This is a genomic window from Lentilactobacillus senioris DSM 24302 = JCM 17472, from assembly GCF_001436555.1.
Classification (GTDB): domain Bacteria; phylum Bacillota; class Bacilli; order Lactobacillales; family Lactobacillaceae; genus Lentilactobacillus; species Lentilactobacillus senioris.
Window position 1 is genome coordinate 63,584 of the sequence record NZ_AYZR01000009.1, and the last position, 22,072, is coordinate 85,655.

Annotated in this window: 34 protein-coding genes; 1 reads left to right on the forward strand and 33 read right to left on the reverse strand. The window is 41.2% G+C overall.

What is annotated here, in order from left to right; all coding sequences use genetic code 11:
- Window positions 1–131: 131 nt before the first annotated feature.
- From rplQ to rpsL, 32 genes are all read right to left on the reverse strand, one after another.
- Entirely contained in the window at window positions 132–515 is a 384-nt protein-coding gene (rplQ, locus tag FC56_RS06775) for a 50S ribosomal protein L17 (RefSeq protein WP_056978544.1), read from the reverse strand.
- Between the two features lie 22 nt (window positions 516–537).
- Window positions 538–1,488, reverse strand: a complete 951-nt coding sequence (locus FC56_RS06780; protein ID WP_056978546.1) for a DNA-directed RNA polymerase subunit alpha — start codon at window positions 1,486–1,488, stop codon at window positions 538–540.
- Window positions 1,489–1,571: 83 nt separating this feature from the next.
- Window positions 1,572–1,961 (reverse strand): 30S ribosomal protein S11, encoded by a 390-nt coding sequence (gene rpsK, locus FC56_RS06785; RefSeq protein WP_054671432.1) that lies wholly within the window; start codon window positions 1,959–1,961, stop codon window positions 1,572–1,574.
- A gap of 22 nt (window positions 1,962–1,983) precedes the next feature.
- Complete coding sequence (gene rpsM / locus FC56_RS06790; RefSeq protein WP_054671429.1) at window positions 1,984–2,349, reverse strand: 30S ribosomal protein S13; 366 nt, start codon at window positions 2,347–2,349, stop codon at window positions 1,984–1,986.
- Between the two features lie 24 nt (window positions 2,350–2,373).
- Window positions 2,374–2,493 (reverse strand): 50S ribosomal protein L36, encoded by a 120-nt coding sequence (rpmJ, locus tag FC56_RS06795; protein WP_008855781.1) that lies wholly within the window; start codon window positions 2,491–2,493, stop codon window positions 2,374–2,376.
- Window positions 2,494–2,527: 34 nt separating this feature from the next.
- On the reverse strand, window positions 2,528–2,746 hold the full coding sequence (infA, locus tag FC56_RS06800; protein WP_054671426.1) for a translation initiation factor IF-1: 219 nt from the start codon (window positions 2,744–2,746) through the stop codon (window positions 2,528–2,530).
- A gap of 119 nt (window positions 2,747–2,865) precedes the next feature.
- A complete protein-coding gene (locus tag FC56_RS06805) occupies window positions 2,866–3,522 on the reverse strand; it encodes an adenylate kinase (protein ID WP_056978548.1) in 657 nt (218 codons plus the stop codon).
- 32 nt (window positions 3,523–3,554) lie between these two features.
- Window positions 3,555–4,868 carry a preprotein translocase subunit SecY gene (secY, locus tag FC56_RS06810; RefSeq protein WP_056978549.1) on the reverse strand — a complete coding sequence of 438 codons (1,314 nt, stop codon included), beginning with the start codon at window positions 4,866–4,868 and terminating at the stop codon, window positions 3,555–3,557.
- A complete protein-coding gene (gene rplO / locus FC56_RS06815) occupies window positions 4,868–5,302 on the reverse strand; it encodes a 50S ribosomal protein L15 (protein WP_054671423.1) in 435 nt (144 codons plus the stop codon). Before rplO ends, secY begins: the two co-directional genes overlap by 1 nt.
- Before the next feature lie 23 nt (window positions 5,303–5,325).
- Window positions 5,326–5,511: a 50S ribosomal protein L30 gene (rpmD, locus tag FC56_RS06820; protein WP_054671419.1), complete on the reverse strand. Its 186-nt coding sequence runs from the start codon at window positions 5,509–5,511 to the stop codon at window positions 5,326–5,328.
- A gap of 13 nt (window positions 5,512–5,524) precedes the next feature.
- Complete coding sequence (gene rpsE, locus FC56_RS06825; protein ID WP_056978551.1) at window positions 5,525–6,028, reverse strand: 30S ribosomal protein S5; 504 nt, start codon at window positions 6,026–6,028, stop codon at window positions 5,525–5,527.
- A gap of 20 nt (window positions 6,029–6,048) precedes the next feature.
- Window positions 6,049–6,411 carry a 50S ribosomal protein L18 gene (gene rplR / locus FC56_RS06830; RefSeq protein ID WP_054671413.1) on the reverse strand — a complete coding sequence of 121 codons (363 nt, stop codon included), beginning with the start codon at window positions 6,409–6,411 and terminating at the stop codon, window positions 6,049–6,051.
- Between the two features lie 25 nt (window positions 6,412–6,436).
- The gene (gene rplF / locus FC56_RS06835) at window positions 6,437–6,976 is read right to left on the reverse strand and encodes a 50S ribosomal protein L6 (protein WP_056978554.1); all 540 of its coding nucleotides are present in this window, start codon (window positions 6,974–6,976) and stop codon (window positions 6,437–6,439) included.
- A 31-nt stretch (window positions 6,977–7,007) separates the two neighbouring features.
- Entirely contained in the window at window positions 7,008–7,406 is a 399-nt protein-coding gene (rpsH, locus tag FC56_RS06840) for a 30S ribosomal protein S8 (protein WP_054671406.1), read from the reverse strand.
- A gap of 30 nt (window positions 7,407–7,436) precedes the next feature.
- Window positions 7,437–7,622 carry a type Z 30S ribosomal protein S14 gene (locus FC56_RS06845; protein ID WP_054671402.1) on the reverse strand — a complete coding sequence of 62 codons (186 nt, stop codon included), beginning with the start codon at window positions 7,620–7,622 and terminating at the stop codon, window positions 7,437–7,439.
- 16 nt (window positions 7,623–7,638) lie between these two features.
- On the reverse strand, window positions 7,639–8,181 hold the full coding sequence (rplE, locus tag FC56_RS06850) for a 50S ribosomal protein L5 (protein WP_054671399.1): 543 nt from the start codon (window positions 8,179–8,181) through the stop codon (window positions 7,639–7,641).
- Window positions 8,182–8,201: 20 nt separating this feature from the next.
- On the reverse strand, window positions 8,202–8,510 hold the full coding sequence (gene rplX, locus FC56_RS06855) for a 50S ribosomal protein L24 (RefSeq protein ID WP_056978556.1): 309 nt from the start codon (window positions 8,508–8,510) through the stop codon (window positions 8,202–8,204).
- Between the two features lie 27 nt (window positions 8,511–8,537).
- Window positions 8,538–8,906 (reverse strand): 50S ribosomal protein L14, encoded by a 369-nt coding sequence (rplN, locus tag FC56_RS06860; protein WP_054671396.1) that lies wholly within the window; start codon window positions 8,904–8,906, stop codon window positions 8,538–8,540.
- Between the two features lie 55 nt (window positions 8,907–8,961).
- The gene (rpsQ, locus tag FC56_RS06865) at window positions 8,962–9,228 is read right to left on the reverse strand and encodes a 30S ribosomal protein S17 (protein ID WP_054671392.1); all 267 of its coding nucleotides are present in this window, start codon (window positions 9,226–9,228) and stop codon (window positions 8,962–8,964) included.
- A gap of 22 nt (window positions 9,229–9,250) precedes the next feature.
- Complete coding sequence (rpmC, locus tag FC56_RS06870) at window positions 9,251–9,445, reverse strand: 50S ribosomal protein L29 (protein WP_054671389.1); 195 nt, start codon at window positions 9,443–9,445, stop codon at window positions 9,251–9,253.
- On the reverse strand, window positions 9,435–9,869 hold the full coding sequence (gene rplP / locus FC56_RS06875) for a 50S ribosomal protein L16 (RefSeq protein WP_054671386.1): 435 nt from the start codon (window positions 9,867–9,869) through the stop codon (window positions 9,435–9,437). Before rplP ends, rpmC begins: the two co-directional genes overlap by 11 nt.
- A gap of 2 nt (window positions 9,870–9,871) precedes the next feature.
- On the reverse strand, window positions 9,872–10,537 hold the full coding sequence (gene rpsC / locus FC56_RS06880) for a 30S ribosomal protein S3 (RefSeq protein WP_056978559.1): 666 nt from the start codon (window positions 10,535–10,537) through the stop codon (window positions 9,872–9,874).
- A 3-nt stretch (window positions 10,538–10,540) separates the two neighbouring features.
- Entirely contained in the window at window positions 10,541–10,897 is a 357-nt protein-coding gene (rplV, locus tag FC56_RS06885) for a 50S ribosomal protein L22 (RefSeq protein ID WP_056978561.1), read from the reverse strand.
- Window positions 10,898–10,914: 17 nt separating this feature from the next.
- Window positions 10,915–11,190 carry a 30S ribosomal protein S19 gene (gene rpsS, locus FC56_RS06890; protein WP_054671375.1) on the reverse strand — a complete coding sequence of 92 codons (276 nt, stop codon included), beginning with the start codon at window positions 11,188–11,190 and terminating at the stop codon, window positions 10,915–10,917.
- Between the two features lie 40 nt (window positions 11,191–11,230).
- The gene (rplB, locus tag FC56_RS06895) at window positions 11,231–12,070 is read right to left on the reverse strand and encodes a 50S ribosomal protein L2 (protein ID WP_054671372.1); all 840 of its coding nucleotides are present in this window, start codon (window positions 12,068–12,070) and stop codon (window positions 11,231–11,233) included.
- Window positions 12,071–12,104: 34 nt separating this feature from the next.
- Window positions 12,105–12,392, reverse strand: a complete 288-nt coding sequence (gene rplW / locus FC56_RS06900) for a 50S ribosomal protein L23 (RefSeq protein WP_054671369.1) — start codon at window positions 12,390–12,392, stop codon at window positions 12,105–12,107.
- Entirely contained in the window at window positions 12,392–13,015 is a 624-nt protein-coding gene (gene rplD / locus FC56_RS06905; RefSeq protein ID WP_056978567.1) for a 50S ribosomal protein L4, read from the reverse strand. Before rplD ends, rplW begins: the two co-directional genes overlap by 1 nt.
- Before the next feature lie 17 nt (window positions 13,016–13,032).
- A complete protein-coding gene (rplC, locus tag FC56_RS06910) occupies window positions 13,033–13,668 on the reverse strand; it encodes a 50S ribosomal protein L3 (RefSeq protein WP_054671364.1) in 636 nt (211 codons plus the stop codon).
- Between the two features lie 27 nt (window positions 13,669–13,695).
- Entirely contained in the window at window positions 13,696–14,004 is a 309-nt protein-coding gene (gene rpsJ / locus FC56_RS06915; RefSeq protein WP_054671360.1) for a 30S ribosomal protein S10, read from the reverse strand.
- A 359-nt stretch (window positions 14,005–14,363) separates the two neighbouring features.
- Entirely contained in the window at window positions 14,364–16,457 is a 2,094-nt protein-coding gene (gene fusA / locus FC56_RS06920) for an elongation factor G (protein WP_056978569.1), read from the reverse strand.
- A gap of 69 nt (window positions 16,458–16,526) precedes the next feature.
- A complete protein-coding gene (gene rpsG / locus FC56_RS06925; protein WP_056978571.1) occupies window positions 16,527–16,997 on the reverse strand; it encodes a 30S ribosomal protein S7 in 471 nt (156 codons plus the stop codon).
- Between the two features lie 43 nt (window positions 16,998–17,040).
- On the reverse strand, window positions 17,041–17,454 hold the full coding sequence (rpsL, locus tag FC56_RS06930; protein WP_056978573.1) for a 30S ribosomal protein S12: 414 nt from the start codon (window positions 17,452–17,454) through the stop codon (window positions 17,041–17,043).
- A 236-nt stretch (window positions 17,455–17,690) separates the two neighbouring features.
- Between rpsL and FC56_RS06935 the strand changes: the two genes are divergently transcribed.
- Window positions 17,691–18,380, forward strand: a complete 690-nt coding sequence (locus FC56_RS06935) for a prepilin peptidase (protein WP_082620605.1) — start codon at window positions 17,691–17,693, stop codon at window positions 18,378–18,380.
- 38 nt (window positions 18,381–18,418) lie between these two features.
- Here FC56_RS06935 and rpoC read toward each other — a convergent pair whose 3' ends face one another.
- Complete coding sequence (rpoC, locus tag FC56_RS06940) at window positions 18,419–22,069, reverse strand: DNA-directed RNA polymerase subunit beta' (RefSeq protein WP_056978576.1); 3,651 nt, start codon at window positions 22,067–22,069, stop codon at window positions 18,419–18,421.
- Between the last annotated feature and the right edge of the window lie 3 nt (window positions 22,070–22,072).

Below are 22,072 nucleotides of genomic sequence, written 5' to 3' on the forward strand. Positions count from 1 at the left end.
ACTGACAGGTTAACGGCGCATGAGAAATTCATCTCACATTCAAACTAGACTAGGACAAAGCCACCATCATAGCGTTCTATACCGAAAACCCGAGTGATTCTCGTGAAAACAAATTGTTTAATTATTTAAAACTAGTCAACTAATTGTAAGATGACCATTTGGGCACCGTCCCCGCGACGAGGCATAGTCTTGTAAATTCGAGTGTACCCACCGTTACGGTCAGCATACTTAGTTGCAAGATCTCCGAATACCTTTTGCAATGCAGTAGTTACAGTTACGTTATCGCCGTCTTCGTTAACGTCGGCAACTACGTCACGTAAAAATGCAGCAGCTTGGCGACGAGCATGAAGATCCCCGCGCTTGCCAAGTGAAATCATCTTATCAGCAGTTGAGCGAACTTCTTTGGCTTTAGCTTCAGTAGTTACGATTTGACCGTTAACGATCAAGTCAGTAGTAAGGTTACGAAGCAAAGCTTTACGATGTTCACTGGTCCGTTGTAATTTCCGGTAACTCATGAATGAATCTCCTCCTTATCCTTTAGTCTTCTTTGCGAAGTGACAAACCAAGACCCGCTAATTTTTCCTTAACTTCTTCAAGTGACTTACGGCCCAAGTTACGAACCTTCATCATATCAGCTTCGGAACGATCAGTTAATTCTTGAACGGTGTTAATTCCTGCTCGTTTCAAACAGTTATATGACCGGACAGAAAGATCGAGTTCTTCGATAGTCATTTCAAGCATTTTTTCCTTGTGTGTTTCTTCCTTCTCAACCATGATTTCAGCGTTTTTAGCTTCGTCAGTGAGATTAACAAACATTTCAAGGTGTTCAGTGAGAATTTTGGCGGCCAGACTAATTGCTTCACTAGCTGTAATAGAGCCGTTGCTCCAAACATCAAGTGTCAGCTTGTCAAAATCATCTCTTTGACCAACTCGTGTACTTTCAACTTGATAGTTAACACGTTCAATTGGGGTGTAAATGGAATCGACAGGAAGAACCCCGATAGGCATATCAATGCTACGCTTCTTGTTTTCCATTGCGGAAACATAACCTCGACCCTTGTTAGCAGTTAAGTTCATATGGAAGCTAGCACCGTCAGCAACGGTAGCAATGTGCAAATCTGGATTTAAGATAGTAACATCACTTCCACCAACAATGTCAGCAGCAGTAACTTCGGTAGGGCCGATTACATCAATTTCCAAATTTTCTTCTTCTTCATCAGGTCCATCTAATTTCAAAGAAATTTTCTTAACATTCAAAATGATTTGAGTCACATCTTCAACAACCCCTTTGATTGTTGAAAATTCATGAAGGACGCCATCAATTTGAATACTGGTAATAGCAGCACCTGGAAGTGAAGACAACAAGGTTCTACGTAAGGAGTTTCCCAACGTAGTTCCATAGCCTCGTTCTAGCGGTTCAACAATTACTTCTCCAAAATTACTGGTTTCTTCAACTTTATGAATGTTAGGCTTTTCAAATTCAATCATTCTTATCATTAACCCCTTTCAAAACGTGCGAGTTTATATATAAATCATATCGGAAGGATAACAATGGCACACTTCTTCCAGTATTAAACCCGACGACGCTTTGGAGGACGAGATCCATTATGAGGAACTGGAGTAACGTCACGAATTGCAGTGACTTCCAAACCAGTTGCTTGAAGTGCACGAATAGCAGCTTCACGACCTGAACCAGGACCTTTAACCGCAACTTCAACAGTCTTCATACCGTGTTCCATTGATGCTTTAGCAGCAGCTTCAGCAGCCATTTGGGCAGCAAAAGGTGTTGACTTACGGCTACCACGGAATCCAAGGGCACCAGCTGATGACCAAGAAATAGCGTTTCCTTGCACATCGGTAATCATAACCAACGTGTTGTTAAACGTTGAGTGGATATGAGCAACACCTGATTCGATGTTCTTCTTTACCCGGCGCTTACGATTTGTTTTTCTCTTTACCATGGGAACAGTTAACCTCCTTTATTTATTTCTTCTTGCCTGCGATGGCAACTGCTTTACCCTTACGAGTACGAGCGTTGTTCTTAGTGTGTTGACCACGAACTGGCAAGCCACGACGGTGACGCATACCACGGTATGAGCCAATTTCTTGAAGACGCTTGATGTTCATGCTTACTTCACGACGAAGATCACCTTCGACTTTGTAGTTGTCAACAACTGCACGAATCTTGTCTTCTTGATCAGGAGTTAAGTCCCGAACACGAACATCTTCAGAAACGTCAGCTTGTGTGAGAATCTTTTGGGCAGTAGTGTTACCAATCCCGTAGATATAAGTTAATGCAATAACAATTCGTTTATCACGAGGTAAATCGATTCCGGCAATACGAGCCATTTAACATACACCTCCTAGTTACGTTTATTTACCTTGACGTTGTTTGTGTTTAGGGTTTGCTGAGCAAATAATCATTACTCGACCCTTACGTTTGATAACTTTACAATGTTCGCACATTGGTTTTACAGATGGTCTTACTTTCATTTTTAAACCCTCCTCAAAAAATGATGAAGACTAATTACTTAAACCGATAAGTAATCCGACCTTTACTTAGGTCATAAGGAGACATTTCAACGGTAACTTTGTCACCTGGTAAGATTCGAATGTAATGCATTCTAATTTTACCTGAAACGTGTGCTAAAATTTCATGTCCATTTTCGAGTTCAACTCGGAACATGGCGTTAGGTAAGGTTTCAAGTACCTTACCTTCAACTTCAATAACATTATCCTTAGCCATTATTATCCACCTCCAACTAACTAAGTTAGATTGATTCTAGAAAACGTCACAATAGCTAACGAGTAGTCTATCACAGTTATTCTAGCATATCAATCCTGTAGTTTCAAAATGATGAAGGGCTATAGTGACCGTAAAATAGCATCGACATCTTGCCAAACGGCATCAATTTCTTGATCCCCATTGACGGTGTGAAGTAAGTTACGTTCATCATAGTAGGAAACTAACGGAGTGTTCATCTTGATATTGACGTCTAACCGATTCTTAACAGCTTCTGGCTTGTCGTCATCACGTTGGTAAAACTCATGACCACCACAAACATCACAAGTGCCAGGAACCTTTGGCATATGGTACAACTTATGATAAGTTGCGCCACATGTCTTACAGATGAATCGTCCGGTAAGACGATCCGTCAAAACTTTAGGATCTACATCAATGTTGATAACCGCGCTCAATGGCTTGTTCAATACATCAGTCATTTCTGCTAATGCATCAGCTTGAGCCAAAGTCCGTGGGAATCCATCTAGTAAAAAGCCAGGTTCAGTATCAGGTTGACTTAGTCGTTCTTTAACGATCCCAACAGTGACATCGTCAGGAACTAAATCGCCCTTATCAATGAATTCTTTAGCTTTTAATCCCATTTCAGTTTCGTTTGCCATTGCTTCTCTAAACATATCCCCGGTTGAAATATGAGGAATATGATATTCATCCACAATGTATTGGGCTTGTGTCCCTTTTCCTGCACCAGGGAGACCCATTAAAATTAAATTTAATGCCATTTCGTTTTCCTCCTGTATTTTGAGATTAACTATTATTCAGTCGGCCGTGAATCTTGGATAAATCCAACGTATTGTCGTTTCATCATCAATCCACGAATTTGCCGGATGGTTTCGATAGCAACCCCAACAACAATAAGTAAACTAGTCCCACCTAATCCGATTGACTCGCTCAAGTGCCAAACGTTTGAAGCAATTAATGGAATTAAGGCCACAATTCCTAAGAATAGAGAACCAACGGTACTTAATCTCATTAACAAACGAGAGATATATGATTGAGTTTCGTGTCCAGGCCAAACACCAGGAATATAACTGCCTTGCTTTTGCAAGTTTTCAGATAACTTTTCTGGGTTAACTTGAACAAATGCATAGAAATAGGTAAACATAATGATTAATAAAGTGTAAAGCGTTGCGCCAACTGGCGTTTGCATGTTAAACACATTATTTAATACTTGATACCAAGTATCTTCAGAATGGTTATTAGCAAAAGCCATTAAAATCGTTTGTGGAGTTGAAATAAATGAGCTAGCGAAGATAACTGGGATAACTCCGGCAACGTTAACCTTCAATGGAAGATAACTGCTGTCAGGAGCTCCGGCTACTCGACGAGTATATTGAATTGGTACCCGTCGTTCAGCTTGTTGTACCCAAGTTACCCAAGTAACAATGATCAAGATAACAATTGCCAAAGCAATTGCGAACAAAATTGGTTTCCAGAGGTCTTCTGTGGCTACTCCAACAAAATATTGTTGGTATAGTTGTTGAAGGCCAACCGGAATTCGAGCAATGATCCCGGCAAAGATGATCATTGAAATCCCATTTCCGATTCCTCGATCAGTAATCATGTCCCCCATCCAGGTAGTTAACATTGAACCACCGGTAAGAATCATACCGATAGTAATGTAAGTAGTTGCCGATGGATGAGAAACTAAATTCAAACTACTCAAAGTATTAAATCCAGCAGTAATCCCAATTGATTGGAAGAATGCTAATACCACCGTTAGATAACGAGTGACTTGATTTAATTTTCTTCGACCAACTTCCCCTTGTTTCCCCCATTCCACAAAACGTGGAACAATATCCATTTGGAGAAGTTGCACAATGATTTGCGCGGTAATATATGGTGACACCCCCATGGCAAAGATGGAATAGTTAGTTAGCCCGCCACCACTAAAGGTGTTCAAAATGCTAACCAACCCAGATGATGCCACTGACTGGAGTGCCTTTGCGTTAATACCTGGAACCGTAATATATGCCCCAAGTCGAAAGATCACAAGAACCATCAGCGTAAAGAGGATCTTATTTCTAATATCTTTGACTTTAAAAGCATCTTTCAGGGTCGAAAGCATTAAATCACCTCGATTGAACCGCCAGCGTTTTCAATTGCAGATTGTGCAGATTTTGAGAATTTGTTAGCCTTAACGGTTAACTTCTTTGAAAGTTCGCCTTCACCAAGAATCTTGATACCGCTCTTAACGTTCTTAACGATACCAGCAGCGATCAATGATTCTGGAGTAACTTCAGCGCCGTTGTCAAATGCTTCTAATCTAGAAACGTTAACAACTGCATATTCCTTGCGGTTGATGTTGTTAAAACCACGTTTAGGAATTCGACGATACAAAGGCATTTGCCCACCTTCAAAGCCTAAACGAGTCTTGCCACGAGCCTTTTGACCTTTTTGGCCACGGCCAGCAGTTTTACCTTTACCAGCTGAACGTCCGCGACCTTTACGCATGCGTGATGACCGTGAACCTTCTGCAGCTTGTAGTTCATTTAACTTCATGAAAATTGGCACCTCCTTGTTAATTAATCTTTAACTTCTTCAACTTCAATTAAGTGTGCAATGTGGAAAAGTGCTCCACGGATAGCTTCGTTGTCAGGTTTAACAACTGAGCTGTTGATGCGGCCCAAGCCAAGTGCCTTAACAATTTTACGTTGCTTAGGGAGGCGATGAGCTGCGCTACGTTTTAAAGTAATTTTTAATTGAGCCATCTTAATTCCCTCCTTATTCAGCTAAGTGTGCGGTTGAAACGCCACGTAATGCTGAAACTTCTTCAGCATTCTTCAAGCCTTCAAGACCGGCAAAAGTTGCGCGAATAACGTTGACAGGAGTGTTTGAACCAAGACGCTTACTAGTAACATCATCGATACCAGCAAGTTCCATAACGGCACGAACAGCCCCACCAGCTGCAACCCCAGAACCTTCTTCGGCAGGCTTAAGCATAATGCGGCCACCACCGTAAGTTCCAATGATTTCATGAGGAATGGTAGTACCCACGATTGGAACTTCAATCAAGTTCTTACGAGCTGCTTCGATAGCTTTACGAATAGCTTCGGGAACTTCTTGAGCTTTACCAGTACCAAAGCCAACATGACCGTGCTTATCACCGACAACGACTAAAGCAGCGAAACGAAGACGACGTCCACCCTTAACAACTTTAGTGATCCGGTTAATGGAGACAACGTTGTCTTCAAGTTCTAACTTATCGGGATCAATAAACTTCTTCATGTGCGGTTATTCCTCCTTCTCTAAAATTCTAATCCGTTCTCGCGAGCTGCTTCGGCGAGAGCTTGGACACGACCATGATAAATGTATCCACCACGATCAAATACGACATTTTTAATGTTCTTAGCAGCTGCACGTTCTGCAACTAACTTACCAACACTAGCAGCTTGTTCAGTCTTAGTACCACTGACAGCTTCTTCTAATGTTGAGGCACTAACAAGCGTTACACCCGCTACGTCATCAATTACTTGAGCGTAGATGTTTTGGTTAGAGCGAAAAACATTCAAGCGTGGGCGCTCTGCAGTACCAGAGATCTTATTGCGGACACGATTGTGACGTCGTTTCCGATTTTTGTTCTTATCTGGTTTTGAAATCAAAATAGTCACCTCAAATTTTATTTAGGCTGATAAATTACTTACCAGTCTTACCTTCTTTGCGAATAATGTGTTCATTTTCGTAACGAATACCTTTACCTTTGTAAGGTTCTGGTGAACGAACGGCACGAACTGAAGCAGCAAAGTCTCCAACGTGTTGCTTATCAATACCTGAGATATTGATAGTAGTGTTGTCAGGAACTTCAACAGTCAAGTCTTCTGGGACAGTCATTTCAACTGGGTTTGAGTAACCAACGTTAAGGGTCAAAGTGCTGCCTTTAAGTTGAGCACGGTAACCAACACCGACAAGCTTAAGAGTTTTCTTAAAACCATCAGTAACCCCTTCAACCATGTTGTTGAAGTTGGCACGTGAAGTACCATGCATTGCACGAACTTTGTTGTTGTAGTTGCCTACTGGTTCAAAGTTAACTTCGTTGCCTTCGATATTCATCTTAATCATGTCAGAGAATTCACGGCTTAAAGTACCTTTAGAACCTTTAACAGTAACCACGTTACCTTCTTGTTTTACTTCTACACCAGCTGGTAAAACAACTGTTTTATAACCAATACGACTCATTTTTATTTCACCTCCAATTCCTTTTTAATTTTTACCAAACGTAAGCTAATACTTCGCCACCGATTTTTTTAGCGCGAGCTTCTTTATCAGTGATAACTCCGTTTGAAGTTGAAATAATAGCAATTCCTAAACCATTAAGAACCTTAGGAACAGCATCTGCTTTGACGTATGAACGCAAACCAGGTTTTGAAATTCTCTTAAGACCAGTAATAACACGTTGGTTATCTTGACCGTACTTAAGGAATACGCGGATAATGCCTTGCTTATCGTCTTCGATATATTCTACATCGCGAACGAAACCTTCGCGCTTAAGAATTTCAGCAATATCGCCTTTGATTTTTGAAGCAGGTACTTCGACAGTTTCGTGACGAACCATGTTGGCGTTACGAATACGAGTCAAGAAGTCTGCGATTGGATCAGTCATAGACATGTGCGAACAACCTCCTTTTTATGTTTATTTTTACCAACTAGCTTTCTTCATACCAGGGATTTGACCTTCATGAGCAAGTTGACGAAGGCAAATACGGCAAAGATGGAATTTTTGGTAGACTGCACGAGGCCGTCCACAGCGTTCACAACGAGTGTAAGCTTGCGTTGAAAACTTAGCTGGACGTTCACTTTTTACAATTAATGATTTTTTAGCCAATGTGAAACCTCCTAGATTACTTTGTGAATGGCATACCGAATTGACCAAGCAACTCATGTGCTTCTTCATCGGTATTGGCAGTAGTAACGATAACGATGTCTAAACCACGAACACGGTTAACATTATCATAATCAATTTCAGGGAAAATCAATTGTTCCCGAATACCTAGAGTGTAGTTACCACGACCATCGAATGAACGAGAGTTAACACCGTGGAAATCACGAACTCGAGGAAGAGAAATGTTGATTAACTTGTCAAGGAAGTCGTACATACGGTCACCACGAAGAGTTACCTTAGCACCAATTGACATTCCTTCACGTAATCTGAATCCGGCAATTGACTTTTTAGCTTTAGTAACCAAAGGTTTTTGACCTGAGATTAAAGCTAATTCAGCAACTGCTTCATCCAAGTTTTTAGCGTTGGTAACGGCGTCACCAACACCCATGTTCAAAACAATTTTATCAAGCTTAGGAGCTTGCATGATTGACTTGTAGCCAAATTTGTCCATCATATGTGGAGTAATTTCGCCATTGAATTTTTCTTGTAAACGACTTGACATTTAAGTGTGGTCCTCCTTTCTTAATCGATAGCCTTATCTGACTTCTTTGAAAAACGAATTTTTTTACCATCTTCAACGCGGAAACCAACACGGGTTGGTTCGTTGTTTGATGGGTCGATGAGCATTACGTTAGAAACATGGATAGGTGCTTCAGTATCAACAATTCCTCCTTGAGGATTGGATTGAGAAGCCTTGTTATGTTTCTTAACCATATTAATGCCTTCAACGATAACGCGGTCTTTAGAAGCAATAGTCTTTTTTACTGTTCCTTCTTTACCCTTGTCCTTGCCGGCAATGACACGAACTTTGTCACCAGTTTTTACAAACATTACGGGCACCTCCTTATTTTTGGTAGTTTAGAGAACTTCTGGGGCTAATGATACAATTTTCATGAAATTGCTATCACGTAATTCACGAGCAACCGGGCCAAAAATACGAGTACCTTGAGGGCTCTTGTCATCACGAATTAAAACAGCAGCATTTTCATCAAAACGAATATATGAACCATCATTACGACGAGTTGCAGCTTTAGTCCGAACAACAACTGCCTTGACAACGTCACCTTTTTTGACAACGCCACCTGGTGTTGCTTGTTTGACAGTAGCAACAATCACATCACCGATACCGGCATATCTTCTAGTAGAGCCACCTAAAACCTTAATGGTCAGAATTTCTTTTGCACCTGAGTTGTCGGCAACTTTTAAACGACTTTCTTGTTGAATCACAGGTTTATCCTCCCTTCATTTTTTAAATCAGAATACGATAAAAAATGATTTTAAATTAAATAATAACTGCTTTTTCAACAATATCGATCAAACGGAAACGCTTTGTTGCAGACAAAGGACGAGTTTCCATGATTCGAACGATATCGCCAACCTTTGCTTCGTTGTTTTCATCATGAGCGGTGTACTTCTTTGAGTACTTAACACGCTTGCCATATGTTGGATGGTTTTTGTAAGTTTCAACAACGACGGTGATGGTCTTGTTGTTCTTATCAGAAACAACGCGTCCTTGATATACCTTTCGCTGGTTACGTTCTTCAGCCATTAATCATACCTCCTATCGTATTCTATTTGCTTAGTTCTTGTTGACGAAGAGCTGTCTTGATACGAGCAATGTTCTTACGAACTTGCTTAAGACGAGCAGTGTTTTCCAATTGACCAGTGGCTAGTTGGAAACGAAGATTGAACAATTCGTCTTTGTAATCTTTCTCTTTTTCAAGCATCTGAGCAGTGGTTAATTCATTAATTTCTTTAGCCTTCATTTGATTCGCCACCTACTTCCTCACGTTTTATGATCTTAGTGCGAACGGGAAGTTTCATTGCGGCAAGGCGCAAAGCTTCACGAGCAGTTGCTTCATCAACGCCGGCAACTTCAAACATTACCTTTTGGCGTTTTACAGGAGCTACCCATCCAGCTGGAGTACCTTTACCATTACCCATTCGGACACCGACACCTTTTTCAGTATATGACTTGTGAGGGAAAATCTTAATCCAAACTTTCCCACCACGCTTCATGTGACGGGTCATCGCAATACGAGCAGCTTCGATTTGACGGTTTGAGATCCAGTGTGAATCAAGGGATTGTAAACCGAATTCACCGAATGTTACCGTCTTACCGCCTTTAGCTTCGCCACGCATGTGACCACGGTGCTCACGACGGAACTTAACACGCTTTGGTACTAACATGTTTATTCCCCTCCTTTTTCAGCTTTTTGACTATTTGGCTTATCTGGAAGGATTTCACCACGGTAGATCCAAGTTTTAACACCAATGGCACCGTAAGTAGTAAATGCTTGTTCCCATGCATAATCAATATCTGCACGCAAAGTATGCAATGGAACAGTTCCTTCTGAATAAGATTCAACACGTGCCATGTCGGCACCATTCAAACGACCAGCAACTTGAGTACGGATACCAAGGGCACCAGAACGCATAGTCCGTTGAATAGCTTGACGCATAGCCCGACGGAATGCAACACGGCCTTCCAATTGACGAGCAATGCTTTCACCAACTAATTTAGCATCTAAATCAGGTTTCTTGATTTCGATGATGTTGATGTGAACACGTTTACCGGTAAGGTTGTTAAGTTCCTTACGTAGGTTTTCAACTTCAGAACCACCCTTACCGATAACCATACCTGGTTTAGCGGTGTGGATAGAAATGTTAACGCGGTTTGCGGCACGTTCGATTTCAATAGTTGAAACTGAAGCACTTGCAAGACGCTTTTCGATGTATTTACGAATTTGTAAATCTTCACGCAAGTAGTTAGCGTAATCTTTTTCAGCATACCACTTAGCTTGCCAGTCACGAATAATACCTACTCGTAAACCGTTAGGATTGATTGTCTTAGCCACGCTTTATCCCTCCTTTTTTTCAGACACAACGATAGTGATGTGACTTGTTCTTTTGTTGATTGGTGATGCAGATCCTTTAGCTCTTGGGCGGAAACGCTTCAAAGTAGGACCTTCATTCACGATTGCTTTACTAATGTAAAGATCTTGACTATCTAAGTCAAAGTTGTTTTCTGCATTTGCAACTGCTGAGTTAAGAACTTTAGCAACTACTGGAGATGCACCACGTGGGGTGAACTTCAAGATTGCTAAGGCTTCAGCAACACTTTTACCTCTAACTAGGTCAACCACAAGGCGGACCTTACGTGCTGCAATTCGAACAGTTTTGGCAGTTGCCGTTGCTGATGTGATTTGTTCAGCCATTGTTATCCTCCTTGCTATTAACGAGTTTTTTTGTCGTCGCCACCATGACCGTGGAACGTACGAGTTGGAACAAATTCACCCAACTTGTGTCCTACCATGTCTTCTTGCACGTAAACTGGTACGTGTTTCCGACCATCATAAACAGCGAATGTGTAGCCGATAAAACTAGGGAAAATCGTTGAACGACGTGACCAAGTTTTGATGACAGCTTTCTTTTCTACATCTTTTTGGGCATCAACCTTTTTGAGTAAGTACTCATCGGCGAAAGGTCCCTTTTTCAAACTACGACCCATGTTGAAACCTCCTCTACTAAATCTTTTTGCTTAGTTTAAATTACATCTTCGAGCCTTTACGACGACGAACGATAAACTTATCAGACTTAGCTCTCTTAGAACGAGTCTTCTTACCAACCGTCTTCTTACCCCATGGTGATAATGGTGATGGACGTCCGACAGGAGCTTTACCTTCACCACCACCGTGTGGATGGTCGTTAGGGTTCATTACAGAACCACGAACGTGTGGGCGTTGACCTTTGTAACGGTTACGACCAGCTTTACCAACGTTAACTAATTCGTGTTCTTCGTTACCAACTGCACCGATTGTGGCACGGTTAACAGCAAGGACCATCCGAACTTCACCAGAAGTCAAACGAACCAAAGCATATTTACCGTCACGACCAAGTAATTGAGCAGAAGCACCAGCAGAACGAGCCAATTGGCCACCCTTACCAGGTTTCAATTCAATGTTGTGGATAACTGAACCAACAGGAATGTTAGTAAGTGGTAATGCGTTACCAACTTTAATATCAGCATCTGGACCAGATTCGATCTTATCGCCAACCTTTAAGCCCTTAGGAGCTAAAATGTAAGCTTTAATACCATCCTCATAATATACCAATGCAATATTTGCAGTCCGGTTTGGATCGTATTCGATTGCCTTAACAGTTGCAGGCACGTTATCTTTGTTACGCTTGAAATCGATGACACGGTACAAGTTCTTGTTACCGCCGCCACGATGACGAACAGTCATATGACCGTAGTTGTTACGACCAGCAGTCTTGTTCTTTGATTCAAGCAATGATTTTTCAGGCTTTGACTTAGTGATTTCACTGTAGTCAAGGCTTGTCATATTACGTCGACCGTTGCTGGTTGGCTTATATGTTTTAATCGCCACGATGTTTCCCTCCTATATAAAAGATATTATTTAATTATTCTTGACCGAATAATTGAATTTCATTTGAGTCAGCAGATAAAGTTACGATTGCCTTACGACGTTTCTTAGTGTAACCAGAGTAACGACCTTGGCGCTTTAACTTACCGCGAACATTCATGATGTTTACTTTAACAACTTGAACATCAAAGATGTCTTCGATTGCTTTTTTAACTTGAGTTTTAGTTGCTCGTAAATCCACGTCAAAGGTGTAACGCTTGTCGTCCATCTTAGAAGTTGATTCTTCGGTAACTACTGGGCGCAAAATAATATCACGTGATTCCATTATGCGAGCACCTCCTCTACTTGAGAAAGAGCAGTCTTAGTCATTACGACTTTGTCGTAGTTAGCAACATCTAAAACGTTAACTTCTTTAGCGTCGATAACCTTAACATTTTCAAGGTTACGAGCTGAACGAATAGCGTTATCGTTGTCGTTTTCCAAGACTACCAAAGTTTTTGTATCAGCATTTAAAGCATTTAGCATGTTAGCAAATTCTTTAGTCTTTGGTGCATCAAAGGCAAGAGAATCAATCATAACAAGCTTGTCATCAGCTACCTTAGCGGAAAGAACTGACTTCATTGCAAGTCTAGTTACCTTGCGAGGTAAATGATAAGCGTATGAACGAGGTGTAGGACCAAATACGACACCACCACCACGCCATTGTGGGGAACGAATAGAACCTTGGCGAGCACGGCCAGTTCCCTTTTGACGCCATGGCTTCTTACCACCACCACGAACAGCAGAACGGTTCTTAACGGCGTGAGTACCTTGACGCATTGATGCCCGTTGCATCAAAATGGTATCAAAAACAACGTGTTCGTTTGGTTCGATACCAAAGATTTCGTCATTCAAAGCAATAGTGCCGTTTTGACTACCATCTTGTTTGTATAATGCTACATCAGTCATTTATCATTTCCTCCTTTCTATTTCTTTGAGCCGCGAGCGGCAGTTTTAATTGTAACAAATGATTTGTTAGCGCCTGGAACGTTACCTTTAATCAAGATTACGTTGTTTTCAACATCTGTGCTAACAACTTCTAAGTTTTGAATAGTAACAGTCTTGTTACCCATTCGACCTGGTAATTTCATTCCTGGAACAACCCGGTTAATAATAACACCAAGTGAACCTGGACGACGGTGATAACGAGAACCATGAGTTTCAGGTCCACGACGTTGGCCGTCTTTATGGATGTTACCTTGGTAACCATGACCCTTTGTAGTACCAGTTACGTCAACAACGTCACCTGGTTCAAAGATGTCAACCTTAACTTCGTCACCTGCATTGTAATCGCTAAGCTCAACATCTTTGATTTCTTTAATGAAGCGCTTAGGATTAGTGTTAGCTTTCTTTGCGTGGCCATCTGCCGGTTTGTTACTTAATACTGCACGCTTGTCATCAAAGCCAAGTTGAACAGATTCGTAACCGTCAGTTTCGTTAGTCTTAACTTGCATAACAACGTTAGGAGTTACTTCGATAACAGTAACTGGAACTAATTCGCCGTTTTCAGTAAAGACTTGCGTCATACCAACCTTTTTTCCTAAGATTCCTTTTTTGGTCATGAGTACACCTCCGATATAAATGTATTTTTATAGTTTGATTTCGATATCCACACCACTAGGAAGATCCAATTTCATTAATGAATCAACAGTCTTTGGCGTTGGGTTCAAAATATCAATTAACCGCTTGTGGGTTAAAATTTCAAATTGTTCACGCGCATCCTTGTATTTATGTGGTGAACTTAAAACAGTATAGATTGTACGTTCAGTTGGCAATGGAATTGGGCCAGAAATAGTAGCACCAGTCCGTTGTGCTGTAGCAACAATCTTGTCTGCTGATTGGTCTAAGATACGATGTTCGTATGCCTTCAACCGAATCCGAATTTTTTGTTTTGCCATTGTGTTCCCTCCTTCGTCTATTTTGAAAATAGGACTAACTCCGTGAAAATTACCGCCGCACCCATGGCAAAGCATCCGGGTGTGTCGCAACCTTTCACATCAAAGCTAATACATACTTATTTAGAGCCTAATTGCCCCTTAAACACAAGTACTAGATCATTCTACATGAAATCCAGGCTGGACGCAAGGTCTAGCGCGCAAGTTTTCGTTTTTTCTTCAAATTGTAATATAAAGTAGAATTACAATCTGCCTAAATTATTTTTTAACACAAAAAAATAGGAGTTAAGGTCCTACGACCTTAACTCCTATTTAAGTTAGAGTCAAGCTAAAACTTAACTCAGTTTAATTGAAATTAAGAATTAACCAGCGTTACCGCCATTTTTTTCAATAATTTCTTTTTGAATGCTCTTAGGCACTGCTTCGTAGTGATCAAAAGTCATAGTGAAAGTACCACGGCCTTGTGATGCAGAACGAAGAGTAGTTGCGTAACCAAACATTTCTGACAATGGAACGAATGAATGGATAACCTTAGCACCGGCACGATCTTCCATACCGTCAAGACGGCCACGACGTGCGGTAACTTGGCCCATGATATCACCCATGTATTCTTCAGGAACACTGATATCAACCTTCATAATTGGTTCCAAGATAACAGAATCAGCGGTCTTAGCAGCATTTCTCAATGCCATTGAAGCAGCCACTTTAAAGGCAGCTTCACTAGAATCGACTTCATGGTAACTACCATCGTATAACTTAGCTTTCAAGTCAACCATTGGGTAACCGGCAAGAACACCGTTTTCCATAGCTTCCTTCAAACCTTGTTCAACTGAAGGGATGTATTCACGAGGAACAACCCCACCAACGATAGCATCTTCGAATTCGAAACCTTTACCTTCTTCGTTTGGTTCAAATTCAATCCAAACGTCACCGTATTGACCTTTACCACCAGACTGACGAACAAACTTACCTTGTGCGGAAGTCTTCTTAGTAAATGCTTCACGGTATGAAACTTGAGGAGCACCGATGTTGGCTTCAACGTTAAATTCACGCTTCATCCGGTCGATGATGATATCAAGTTGTAATTCACCCATTCCGGCGATTAAAGTTTCACCAGTTTCATGGTTAGTTTCAGCTCTAAATGAAGGATCTTCTTCAGCAAGCTTTTGAATAGCAACATCCATCTTATCACGGTCAGCCTTTGATTTTGGTTCAACGGCAACTTGGATAACTGGATCAGGAATTTCCATTGATTCAAGGTGTAATGGATGATCTGGATCAGTCAAAGAATCACCAGTAGTAGTGTTCTTCAAACCAATAGCAGCAGCAATATCACCAGAGAATACTTCAGGAATTTCGTTACGTTGGTTAGAATGCATTTGAACCAAACGACCGATACGTTCACGCTTGTCCTTAGTAGAGTTAAGTACGTAAGAACCAGATTCCAAAGTACCAGTGTAAACACGGATAAATGTCAAACGACCAACGAATGGATCAGTGATGATCTTAAATGCCAAGGAAGCAAATGGTGCGTTGTCATCAGCTTTAAGTTCAACTTCTTCACCAGTTTCAGGGTCAGTAGCGTTGTATGGCTTAACATCAAGTGGTGATGGTAAGTAGTCAACAACGGCATCTAACATCATTTGAACACCCTTGTTCTTGAAGGCAGAACCAGCAAGTACTGGGAATAATTCAAGTGATAAAGTACCTTTACGGATAGCTGCTTTAATTTCTGGAACAGAAATTTCTTCACCTTCCAAGTACTTTTCCATGATGTCTTCATCGATATCAGCTAATTTTTCAATCATTTGATCACGACGTTTTTGGGCTTCTTCTTTGTATTCATCAGGAATATCAACAGTATCCCATTCAGTTCCGAGTTCGTCTTCGTCGTAGAGATCGGCTTTCATTTCAACCAAGTCGATAACCCCTTCGAAGTCATCTTCGGCACCGATAGGCATTTGAATTGCTAAAGCATTAGCGTTCAAACGTTCGCCGATTGAATCAACTGAGAAGTCAAAGTCAGCACCCATCTTATCCATCTTGTTAGCAAAGACGATACGAGGAACACTATATTCAGAAGCTTGACGCCAAACAGTTTCGGTTTGTGGTTCAACACCGGCTTGAGCATCAAGAACGGTTACGGCACCATCAAGAACCCGCAATGAACGTTCAACTTCCATAGTGAAGTCCACGTGACCTGGGGTATCGATGATGTTAACCCGGTAACCTTTCCATTGAGCAGTGGTAGCTGCTGATTGGATAGTGATACCACGTTCTTGTTCTTGTTCCATCCAGTCCATTTGTGAAGCACCATCATGGGTTTCACCAATTTTGTGAATCTTACCAGTATAGTACAAGATACGTTCAGTGGTAGTAGTTTTACCGGCATCGATATGGGCCATGATACCAATGTTACGAGTTTTTTCTAGGGGAAATTCTCGTTTGTTAGCCATTAAATTGTTACTCCTCTCGATTTAAAATCAGAAATAAAGTCGGCTAGACGGCCGACTTTAAAATAAATATTACCAACGGTAGTGAGCGAATGCTCGGTTGGCTTCAGCCATTTTATGAGTATCTTCGCGTTTCTTAACAGCTGCACCAGTGTTGTTGGCTGCATCCATAATTTCACGTGCAAGACGTTCGTTCATAGTGTGTTCACCACGTGAACGAGCGTATTGAACGATCCAACGAAGACCAAGAGTTGATCGACGATCTGGACGAACTTCGATCGGAACTTGATAGTTAGAACCACCAACACGGCGAGCTTTAACTTCAAGAACTGGCATAACGTTCTTCATTGCTTCATCAAATACTTCAACTGGATCGTTACCAGTTTCTTCTTTGATAAGGTCAAAAGCATCGTATAAGATTGTTGAAGCAGTACCACGCTTACCATCAAGCATTAAGTGGTTGATCAAGCGGGTAACCATTTTTGAGTTGTAAATTGGATCAGGAAGTACTTCCCGTTTTTGGACGTTTCCTTTTCTAGGCATATCGTCATCCTCCTATATTTAAATATTTAAATTAAGCTGTATGTTAGTCCTTAGGCTTCTTTGTACCGTACTTAGAACGACTTTGACGACGATCAGTAACACCGGCAGTATCAAGAGCACCACGGATAACGTGATAACGAACCCCAGGTAAATCCTTTACACGGCCCCCACGGATCAAAACAACACTATGTTCTTGTAAGTTATGGCCGATACCAGGGATATAAGCAGTAACTTCGATCAAGTTAGAAAGACGAACACGAGCGTATTTCCGCAAAGCAGAGTTAGGCTTCTTTGGTGTCATAGTTCCAACACGGGTAGCAACGCCTCGTTTTTGAGGAGCTGGGTTGTCAGTTAACTTTTTCTTGTAACTGTTGTAACCGTAGTTCAAAGCAGGAGCATTTGATTTAGTAGTTCTTGATTTACGTCCTTTACGGACCAATTGATTAATTGTAGGCATCTAAAAGTTCTCCTTTCATTTTTCCATTGTAAGTCCACACATCCAGGTGGTTCTTTTTTGGGTAAAAAAGAATCGGCACCTGCACACACACTTTTTGATCGAACAGTCAGCATGTCTGATCGTTTCAGAAACCTGTCGCAAAAAGCACCTTCATCAATTTATCATTGCTGGTTAAAAATGTCAATCCTTCAGAGGATTTTTCCACCATTTTCGTATCTTGCTATTGAGGTGAAAATATGACAATTAATTTTATTTTAGGGGCATGTTGGGCCTCGTTTTTTAACTTAGTAATCCAACGACACTTGCGTAATGAATCTATTCTACTCCCCGCTTCTCACTGTGACAATTGCCATCATCGATTAGCCTGGTATGATCTTATTCCGATAGTTAGTTTTCTTATACTGCATGGTCGCTGCCGATACTGTCATGCTCAAATTAACACCTTAATTTTACAAACGGAGTTACTTTTAGGCGTGGGATTTGCTTTGATTATTCCCAATATCACTTCCAATTATCAAATTTTGATTTTAATTTTGTTTGCCTACTTAGCAATTTGGGATTGCCATACTCAAACTATTCCTAGTTGGCCTCTGGGAGTCTGGCTTGGGCTTTGTCTATGGATCCTTCCTTGGCAACTTAATTACCTCAAATTACTCCCTATCTATTTACTAGTAACTAGTCTTAACCATTTGAGTTCCTTTATTGGTAGTGGAGATATCGATATTTTATTTTTAATTTGGTTAACTAGCGGTCCCCTCTTTACCATTTGGGTCCTCTTTCTTGCTTGCGTATTATCTCTAGTCTACCTATTGCTAGTTCCTCGGCTTTATTTTAATCATCGAATCGCCTTTGTGCCCTTTTTATTCTGCGGCTATGCTCTTACCACCAACTTCACAGCTCAATTATTAACCTTTACGATTCCATAAAAAAACAGGATGCTAATCGCATCCTGTTTTAGTCAAACTTAGTTATTTTCTTGAGCTTCAGCCTTCATGCGTTCTTCCAATTCACTAATTGAAAGGACACCGTCAGTGGCAGAACCGCCAACTTCTTCTGGCTTAATACCACGGTAGTCACCCATACCAGTACCGGCTGGAATCAACTTACCAATAATAACATTTTCTTTCAAACCAACTAACGGATCGTTCTTGCCACGAATTGCAGCATCAGTAAGAACCCGTGTAGTTTCTTGGAATGAAGCGGCTGACAAGAAACTGTTAGTTTCAAGTGCGGCCTTAGTAATACCAAGTAATACCGGACGAGCTGTGGCTGGAATACCACCAGAAACAACAGTGTCAGCATTGCTTTCTTTAAAGTCATTAATATCCATTAAAGTTCCTGGAAGAACATCAGTGTCACCAGAATCCATGATTCGAACTTTCCGAAGCATTTGGCGAATCATAATTTCCACGTGCTTATCAGAAACTTCCACCCCTTGCATACGGTAAACTTTTTGTACTTCATGCAATAGGTAGTTTTCAGTAGAAAGAACATCACGAACTTTAAGCATTTCCTTAGGATCAACAGAACCTTCATTCAATGCAGAACCACGGTGAATAAAGTCACCTTCAGCAACTCTCATTCGAGCAGCGATTGGAACAGTGTAAGTCCGAGTATCGGCTTCACCTTTAATGGTAACCTCTTTAGTTCTTTCGGCTGGATTTTCTTCAATAGATTCAACCGTACCAGTAACTTCAGTGATTTCCGCTTTACCTTTAGGGTTTCTAGCTTCAAAGATTTCTTGAACCCGGGGAAGCCCTTGGGTAATATCGGCGTTACCGGCAACCCCACCAGTATGGAAGTTACGCATGGTTAACTGAGTACCAGGTTCACCGATTGATTGAGCGGCAACGGTACCAACAGCTTCACCAACTTCAACTTCGTCACCGGTAGCCATGTTACGACCATAACATTTCTCACAAACACCGTGAACAGTGTTACAAGTAAATGCAGAACGAATAGTAACTTTTTCGACACCAGCAGCATCGATCTTGTCAGCATCGTCTTCATCAATCATAGTATCAGCCGGAACAATTACGTCACCAGTTTGAGGATCAAAGACAGTCTTCAAAGCATAACGACCAACAATTCGATCGTACAATGGTTCGATCATTTCGTTACCTTCAGTAATTGCACTGATGGTTAAACCACGATCGGTACCACAGTCTTTTTCACGAACAATAACATCTTGAGCCACATCAACCAAACGACGAGTCAAGTAACCAGAGTTGGCAGTCTTCAAGGCCGTATCGGTCATACCTTTACGAGCCCCATGAGTAGAAATAAACATTTCCAACACTGAAAGTCCTTCACGGAAGTTTGAAGTGATAGGCAATTCCATGATTTCACCGCTAGGAGCGGCCATCAAACCACGCATACCGGCAAGCTGAGTAAAGTTCGAAACGTTACCACGAGCACCAGAATCACTCATCATAAAGATCGGATTTTGTTGTTCGAAACTTTCCATCAAGCGTTCTTGAATTTCGTCTTTGGCATCATTCCAGATTCCAATTACTCGTTCATAACGTTCATGATCGGTAATTAAACCACGACGGAATTGTTTAGTAACCATATCAACTTTCTTTCTAGCGTCTGAAATAATTTCAGGTTTTTCAGAAAGTTCAGTAATATCAGCAATTCCGACAGTCAAACCAGACTTAGTAGAATCATCATAACCAAGATCCTTCATTCTATCCAAGAGCAATGAAGTTTCGGTTACTTTATATTGCTTGTAAACTTCAGCGATAATGTCACTTAAGAAACCTTTCTTAAATGGCAAGATCAATTCAGCATTAGCTAAGTGATCATGAATATCTTCACCAGCTGCTAAGAAGTACTTATCTGGCACGTATCCATTTAAGTTAGTGCTAGTTGGTTCATTCAAGTAAGGGAAAGCTTCTGGCAAAATCATGTTAAACAAGATCTTACCTACAGAAGTAACCATTACCTTATTGCTTTGTTCTTCAGTAAATGGCTTCTTAGGGAAAGCAGAAGTCCGAATTCCGACACGTGAGTGCCAGTGAACTAACCCATTTCTAAATGCTAAATCAGCTTCCTTAGGTGAGTTAAAGATCATACCTTCACCTTCACGGCCAGCTTCTTCCATAGTTAGATAGTAGTTACCGATAACCATATCTTGAGAAGGAGCCACAACCGGCTTACCATCTTTAGGAGCTAAGATGTGACCAGCGGCTAACATAAGTAACCGTGATTCAGCTTGAGCTTCATCTGAAAGCGGAACGTGAATAGCCATTTGATCCCCATCGAAATCGGCATTGTAAGCTTCACAAACCAATGGATGTAGACGCATAGCTTTACCACTAACCAGAACTGGTTCAAAGGCTTGAATCCCAAGTCTATGCAATGTAGGGGCCCGGTTAAGCAGAACTGGGTGTTCCTTGATAACGTCTTCTAAGACTGCAAAGACATCATCATCTTGGCGTTCAATCTTGCGCTTAGCATTCTTAATGTTAGAAGCTAAATCACGAGCAACCAATTCCTTCATGATGAATGGCTTGAAGAGTTCCATCGCCATTGGCACAGGAAGCCCCATTTGGTTCATCTTCAAGTTAGGACCAACATCGATAACGGAACGGCCAGAGTAGTCAACCCGCTTACCAAGTAAGTTTTGACGGAAACGACCTTGCTTACCTTTCAACATGTGTGAAAGAGACTTAAGTGGACGGTTACCAGGACCAGCAACTGGACGGCCACGACGACCGTTATCAATCAAAGCATCAACGGCTTCTTGAAGCATCCGCTTTTCGTTTTGAACGATAATTCCAGGAGCATTTAAGTCCAACAATCTCTTCAAACGGTTGTTACGGTTGATAACCCGACGATACAAATCGTTCAAATCAGAAGTGGCAAAACGGCCACCTTCAAGTTGTACCATTGGTCGTAAATCAGGTGGAATAACTGGAATGGTATCCATTACCATCCAAGAAAGTTCGTTACCTGAGTTAACGAAGGCTTCAAGAATGTCCAAACGACGAACCGCACGAGTCCGCTTTTGACCAGTAGCATTCTTAAGTTCTTCTTTTAATTCCACAACTTCTTTTTCTGAATCCACGTTGTCTAACAACGTCTTGATGGCTTCAGCTCCAATTTGAGCTTCGAATCGGTTACCATATTCTTGTTTCTTATCACGGTATTCACGTTCAGAAAGTAATTGCTTGTTTTCCATTGGTGTATTACCAGAATCGGTAACCACGTATGAAGCAAAGTAAATAATTTCTTCAAGGGCCCGAGGGCTCATGTCAAGAACCAATCCCATTCGACTTGGGATTCCTTTGAAGTACCAGATGTGAGTTACTGGGGCAGCTAATTCAATATGTCCCATTCGTTCACGACGAACCTTAGAACGAGTAACTTCAACCCCACAACGGTCACAAACGATTCCTTTGTATCGAATTCGCTTGTACTTACCACAGGCACATTCCCAGTCCTTTGTAGGGCCAAAGATCCGCTCATCAAAGAGGCCATCTTTTTCTGGTTTTAATGTTCGGTAGTTGATAGTTTCTGGCTTTTTAACTTCACCGTATGACCAACTACGAATTTTATCGGGAGATGCAAGACCAATTTGCATACTCTCAAATTTATTAACATCGACCACTAA

What these genes read in the sequence shown, in the direction of transcription:
- rplQ (WP_056978544.1), bottom strand. Translation starts at nt 515, where the DNA reads ATGAGTTACCGGAAATTACAACGGACCAGTGAACATCGTAAAGCTTTG.
- FC56_RS06780 (WP_056978546.1), bottom strand. Translation starts at nt 1,488, where the DNA reads ATGATTGAATTTGAAAAGCCTAACATTCATAAAGTTGAAGAAACCAGT.
- rpsK (WP_054671432.1), bottom strand. Translation starts at nt 1,961, where the DNA reads ATGGTAAAGAGAAAAACAAATCGTAAGCGCCGGGTAAAGAAGAACATC.
- rpsM (WP_054671429.1), bottom strand. Translation starts at nt 2,349, where the DNA reads ATGGCTCGTATTGCCGGAATCGATTTACCTCGTGATAAACGAATTGTT.
- rpmJ (WP_008855781.1), bottom strand. Translation starts at nt 2,493, where the DNA reads ATGAAAGTAAGACCATCTGTAAAACCAATGTGCGAACATTGTAAAGTT.
- infA (WP_054671426.1), bottom strand. Translation starts at nt 2,746, where the DNA reads ATGGCTAAGGATAATGTTATTGAAGTTGAAGGTAAGGTACTTGAAACC.
- FC56_RS06805 (WP_056978548.1), bottom strand. Translation starts at nt 3,522, where the DNA reads ATGGCATTAAATTTAATTTTAATGGGTCTCCCTGGTGCAGGAAAAGGG.
- secY (WP_056978549.1), bottom strand. Translation starts at nt 4,868, where the DNA reads ATGCTTTCGACCCTGAAAGATGCTTTTAAAGTCAAAGATATTAGAAAT.
- rplO (WP_054671423.1), bottom strand. Translation starts at nt 5,302, where the DNA reads ATGAAGTTAAATGAACTACAAGCTGCAGAAGGTTCACGGTCATCACGC.
- rpmD (WP_054671419.1), bottom strand. Translation starts at nt 5,511, where the DNA reads ATGGCTCAATTAAAAATTACTTTAAAACGTAGCGCAGCTCATCGCCTC.
- rpsE (WP_056978551.1), bottom strand. Translation starts at nt 6,028, where the DNA reads ATGAAGAAGTTTATTGATCCCGATAAGTTAGAACTTGAAGACAACGTT.
- rplF (WP_056978554.1), bottom strand. Translation starts at nt 6,976, where the DNA reads ATGAGTCGTATTGGTTATAAAACAGTTGTTTTACCAGCTGGTGTAGAA.
- rpsH (WP_054671406.1), bottom strand. Translation starts at nt 7,406, where the DNA reads ATGTCTATGACTGATCCAATCGCAGACTTCTTGACTCGTATTCGTAAC.
- rplE (WP_054671399.1), bottom strand. Translation starts at nt 8,181, where the DNA reads ATGTCAAGTCGTTTACAAGAAAAATTCAATGGCGAAATTACTCCACAT.
- rplX (WP_056978556.1), bottom strand. Translation starts at nt 8,510, where the DNA reads ATGTTTGTAAAAACTGGTGACAAAGTTCGTGTCATTGCCGGCAAGGAC.
- rpsQ (WP_054671392.1), bottom strand. Translation starts at nt 9,228, where the DNA reads ATGGCTGAAGAACGTAACCAGCGAAAGGTATATCAAGGACGCGTTGTT.
- rpmC (WP_054671389.1), bottom strand. Translation starts at nt 9,445, where the DNA reads ATGAAGGCTAAAGAAATTAATGAATTAACCACTGCTCAGATGCTTGAA.
- rplP (WP_054671386.1), bottom strand. Translation starts at nt 9,869, where the DNA reads ATGTTAGTACCAAAGCGTGTTAAGTTCCGTCGTGAGCACCGTGGTCAC.
- rplV (WP_056978561.1), bottom strand. Translation starts at nt 10,897, where the DNA reads ATGGCTGAACAAATCACATCAGCAACGGCAACTGCCAAAACTGTTCGA.
- rpsS (WP_054671375.1), bottom strand. Translation starts at nt 11,190, where the DNA reads ATGGGTCGTAGTTTGAAAAAGGGACCTTTCGCCGATGAGTACTTACTC.
- rplW (WP_054671369.1), bottom strand. Translation starts at nt 12,392, where the DNA reads ATGGAATCACGTGATATTATTTTGCGCCCAGTAGTTACCGAAGAATCA.
- rplD (WP_056978567.1), bottom strand. Translation starts at nt 13,015, where the DNA reads ATGACTGATGTAGCATTATACAAACAAGATGGTAGTCAAAACGGCACT.
- rplC (WP_054671364.1), bottom strand. Translation starts at nt 13,668, where the DNA reads ATGACCAAAAAAGGAATCTTAGGAAAAAAGGTTGGTATGACGCAAGTC.
- rpsJ (WP_054671360.1), bottom strand. Translation starts at nt 14,004, where the DNA reads ATGGCAAAACAAAAAATTCGGATTCGGTTGAAGGCATACGAACATCGT.
- fusA (WP_056978569.1), bottom strand. Translation starts at nt 16,457, where the DNA reads ATGGCTAACAAACGAGAATTTCCCCTAGAAAAAACTCGTAACATTGGT.
- rpsG (WP_056978571.1), bottom strand. Translation starts at nt 16,997, where the DNA reads ATGCCTAGAAAAGGAAACGTCCAAAAACGGGAAGTACTTCCTGATCCA.
- rpsL (WP_056978573.1), bottom strand. Translation starts at nt 17,454, where the DNA reads ATGCCTACAATTAATCAATTGGTCCGTAAAGGACGTAAATCAAGAACT.
- FC56_RS06935 (WP_082620605.1), top strand. Translation starts at nt 17,691, where the DNA reads ATGACAATTAATTTTATTTTAGGGGCATGTTGGGCCTCGTTTTTTAAC.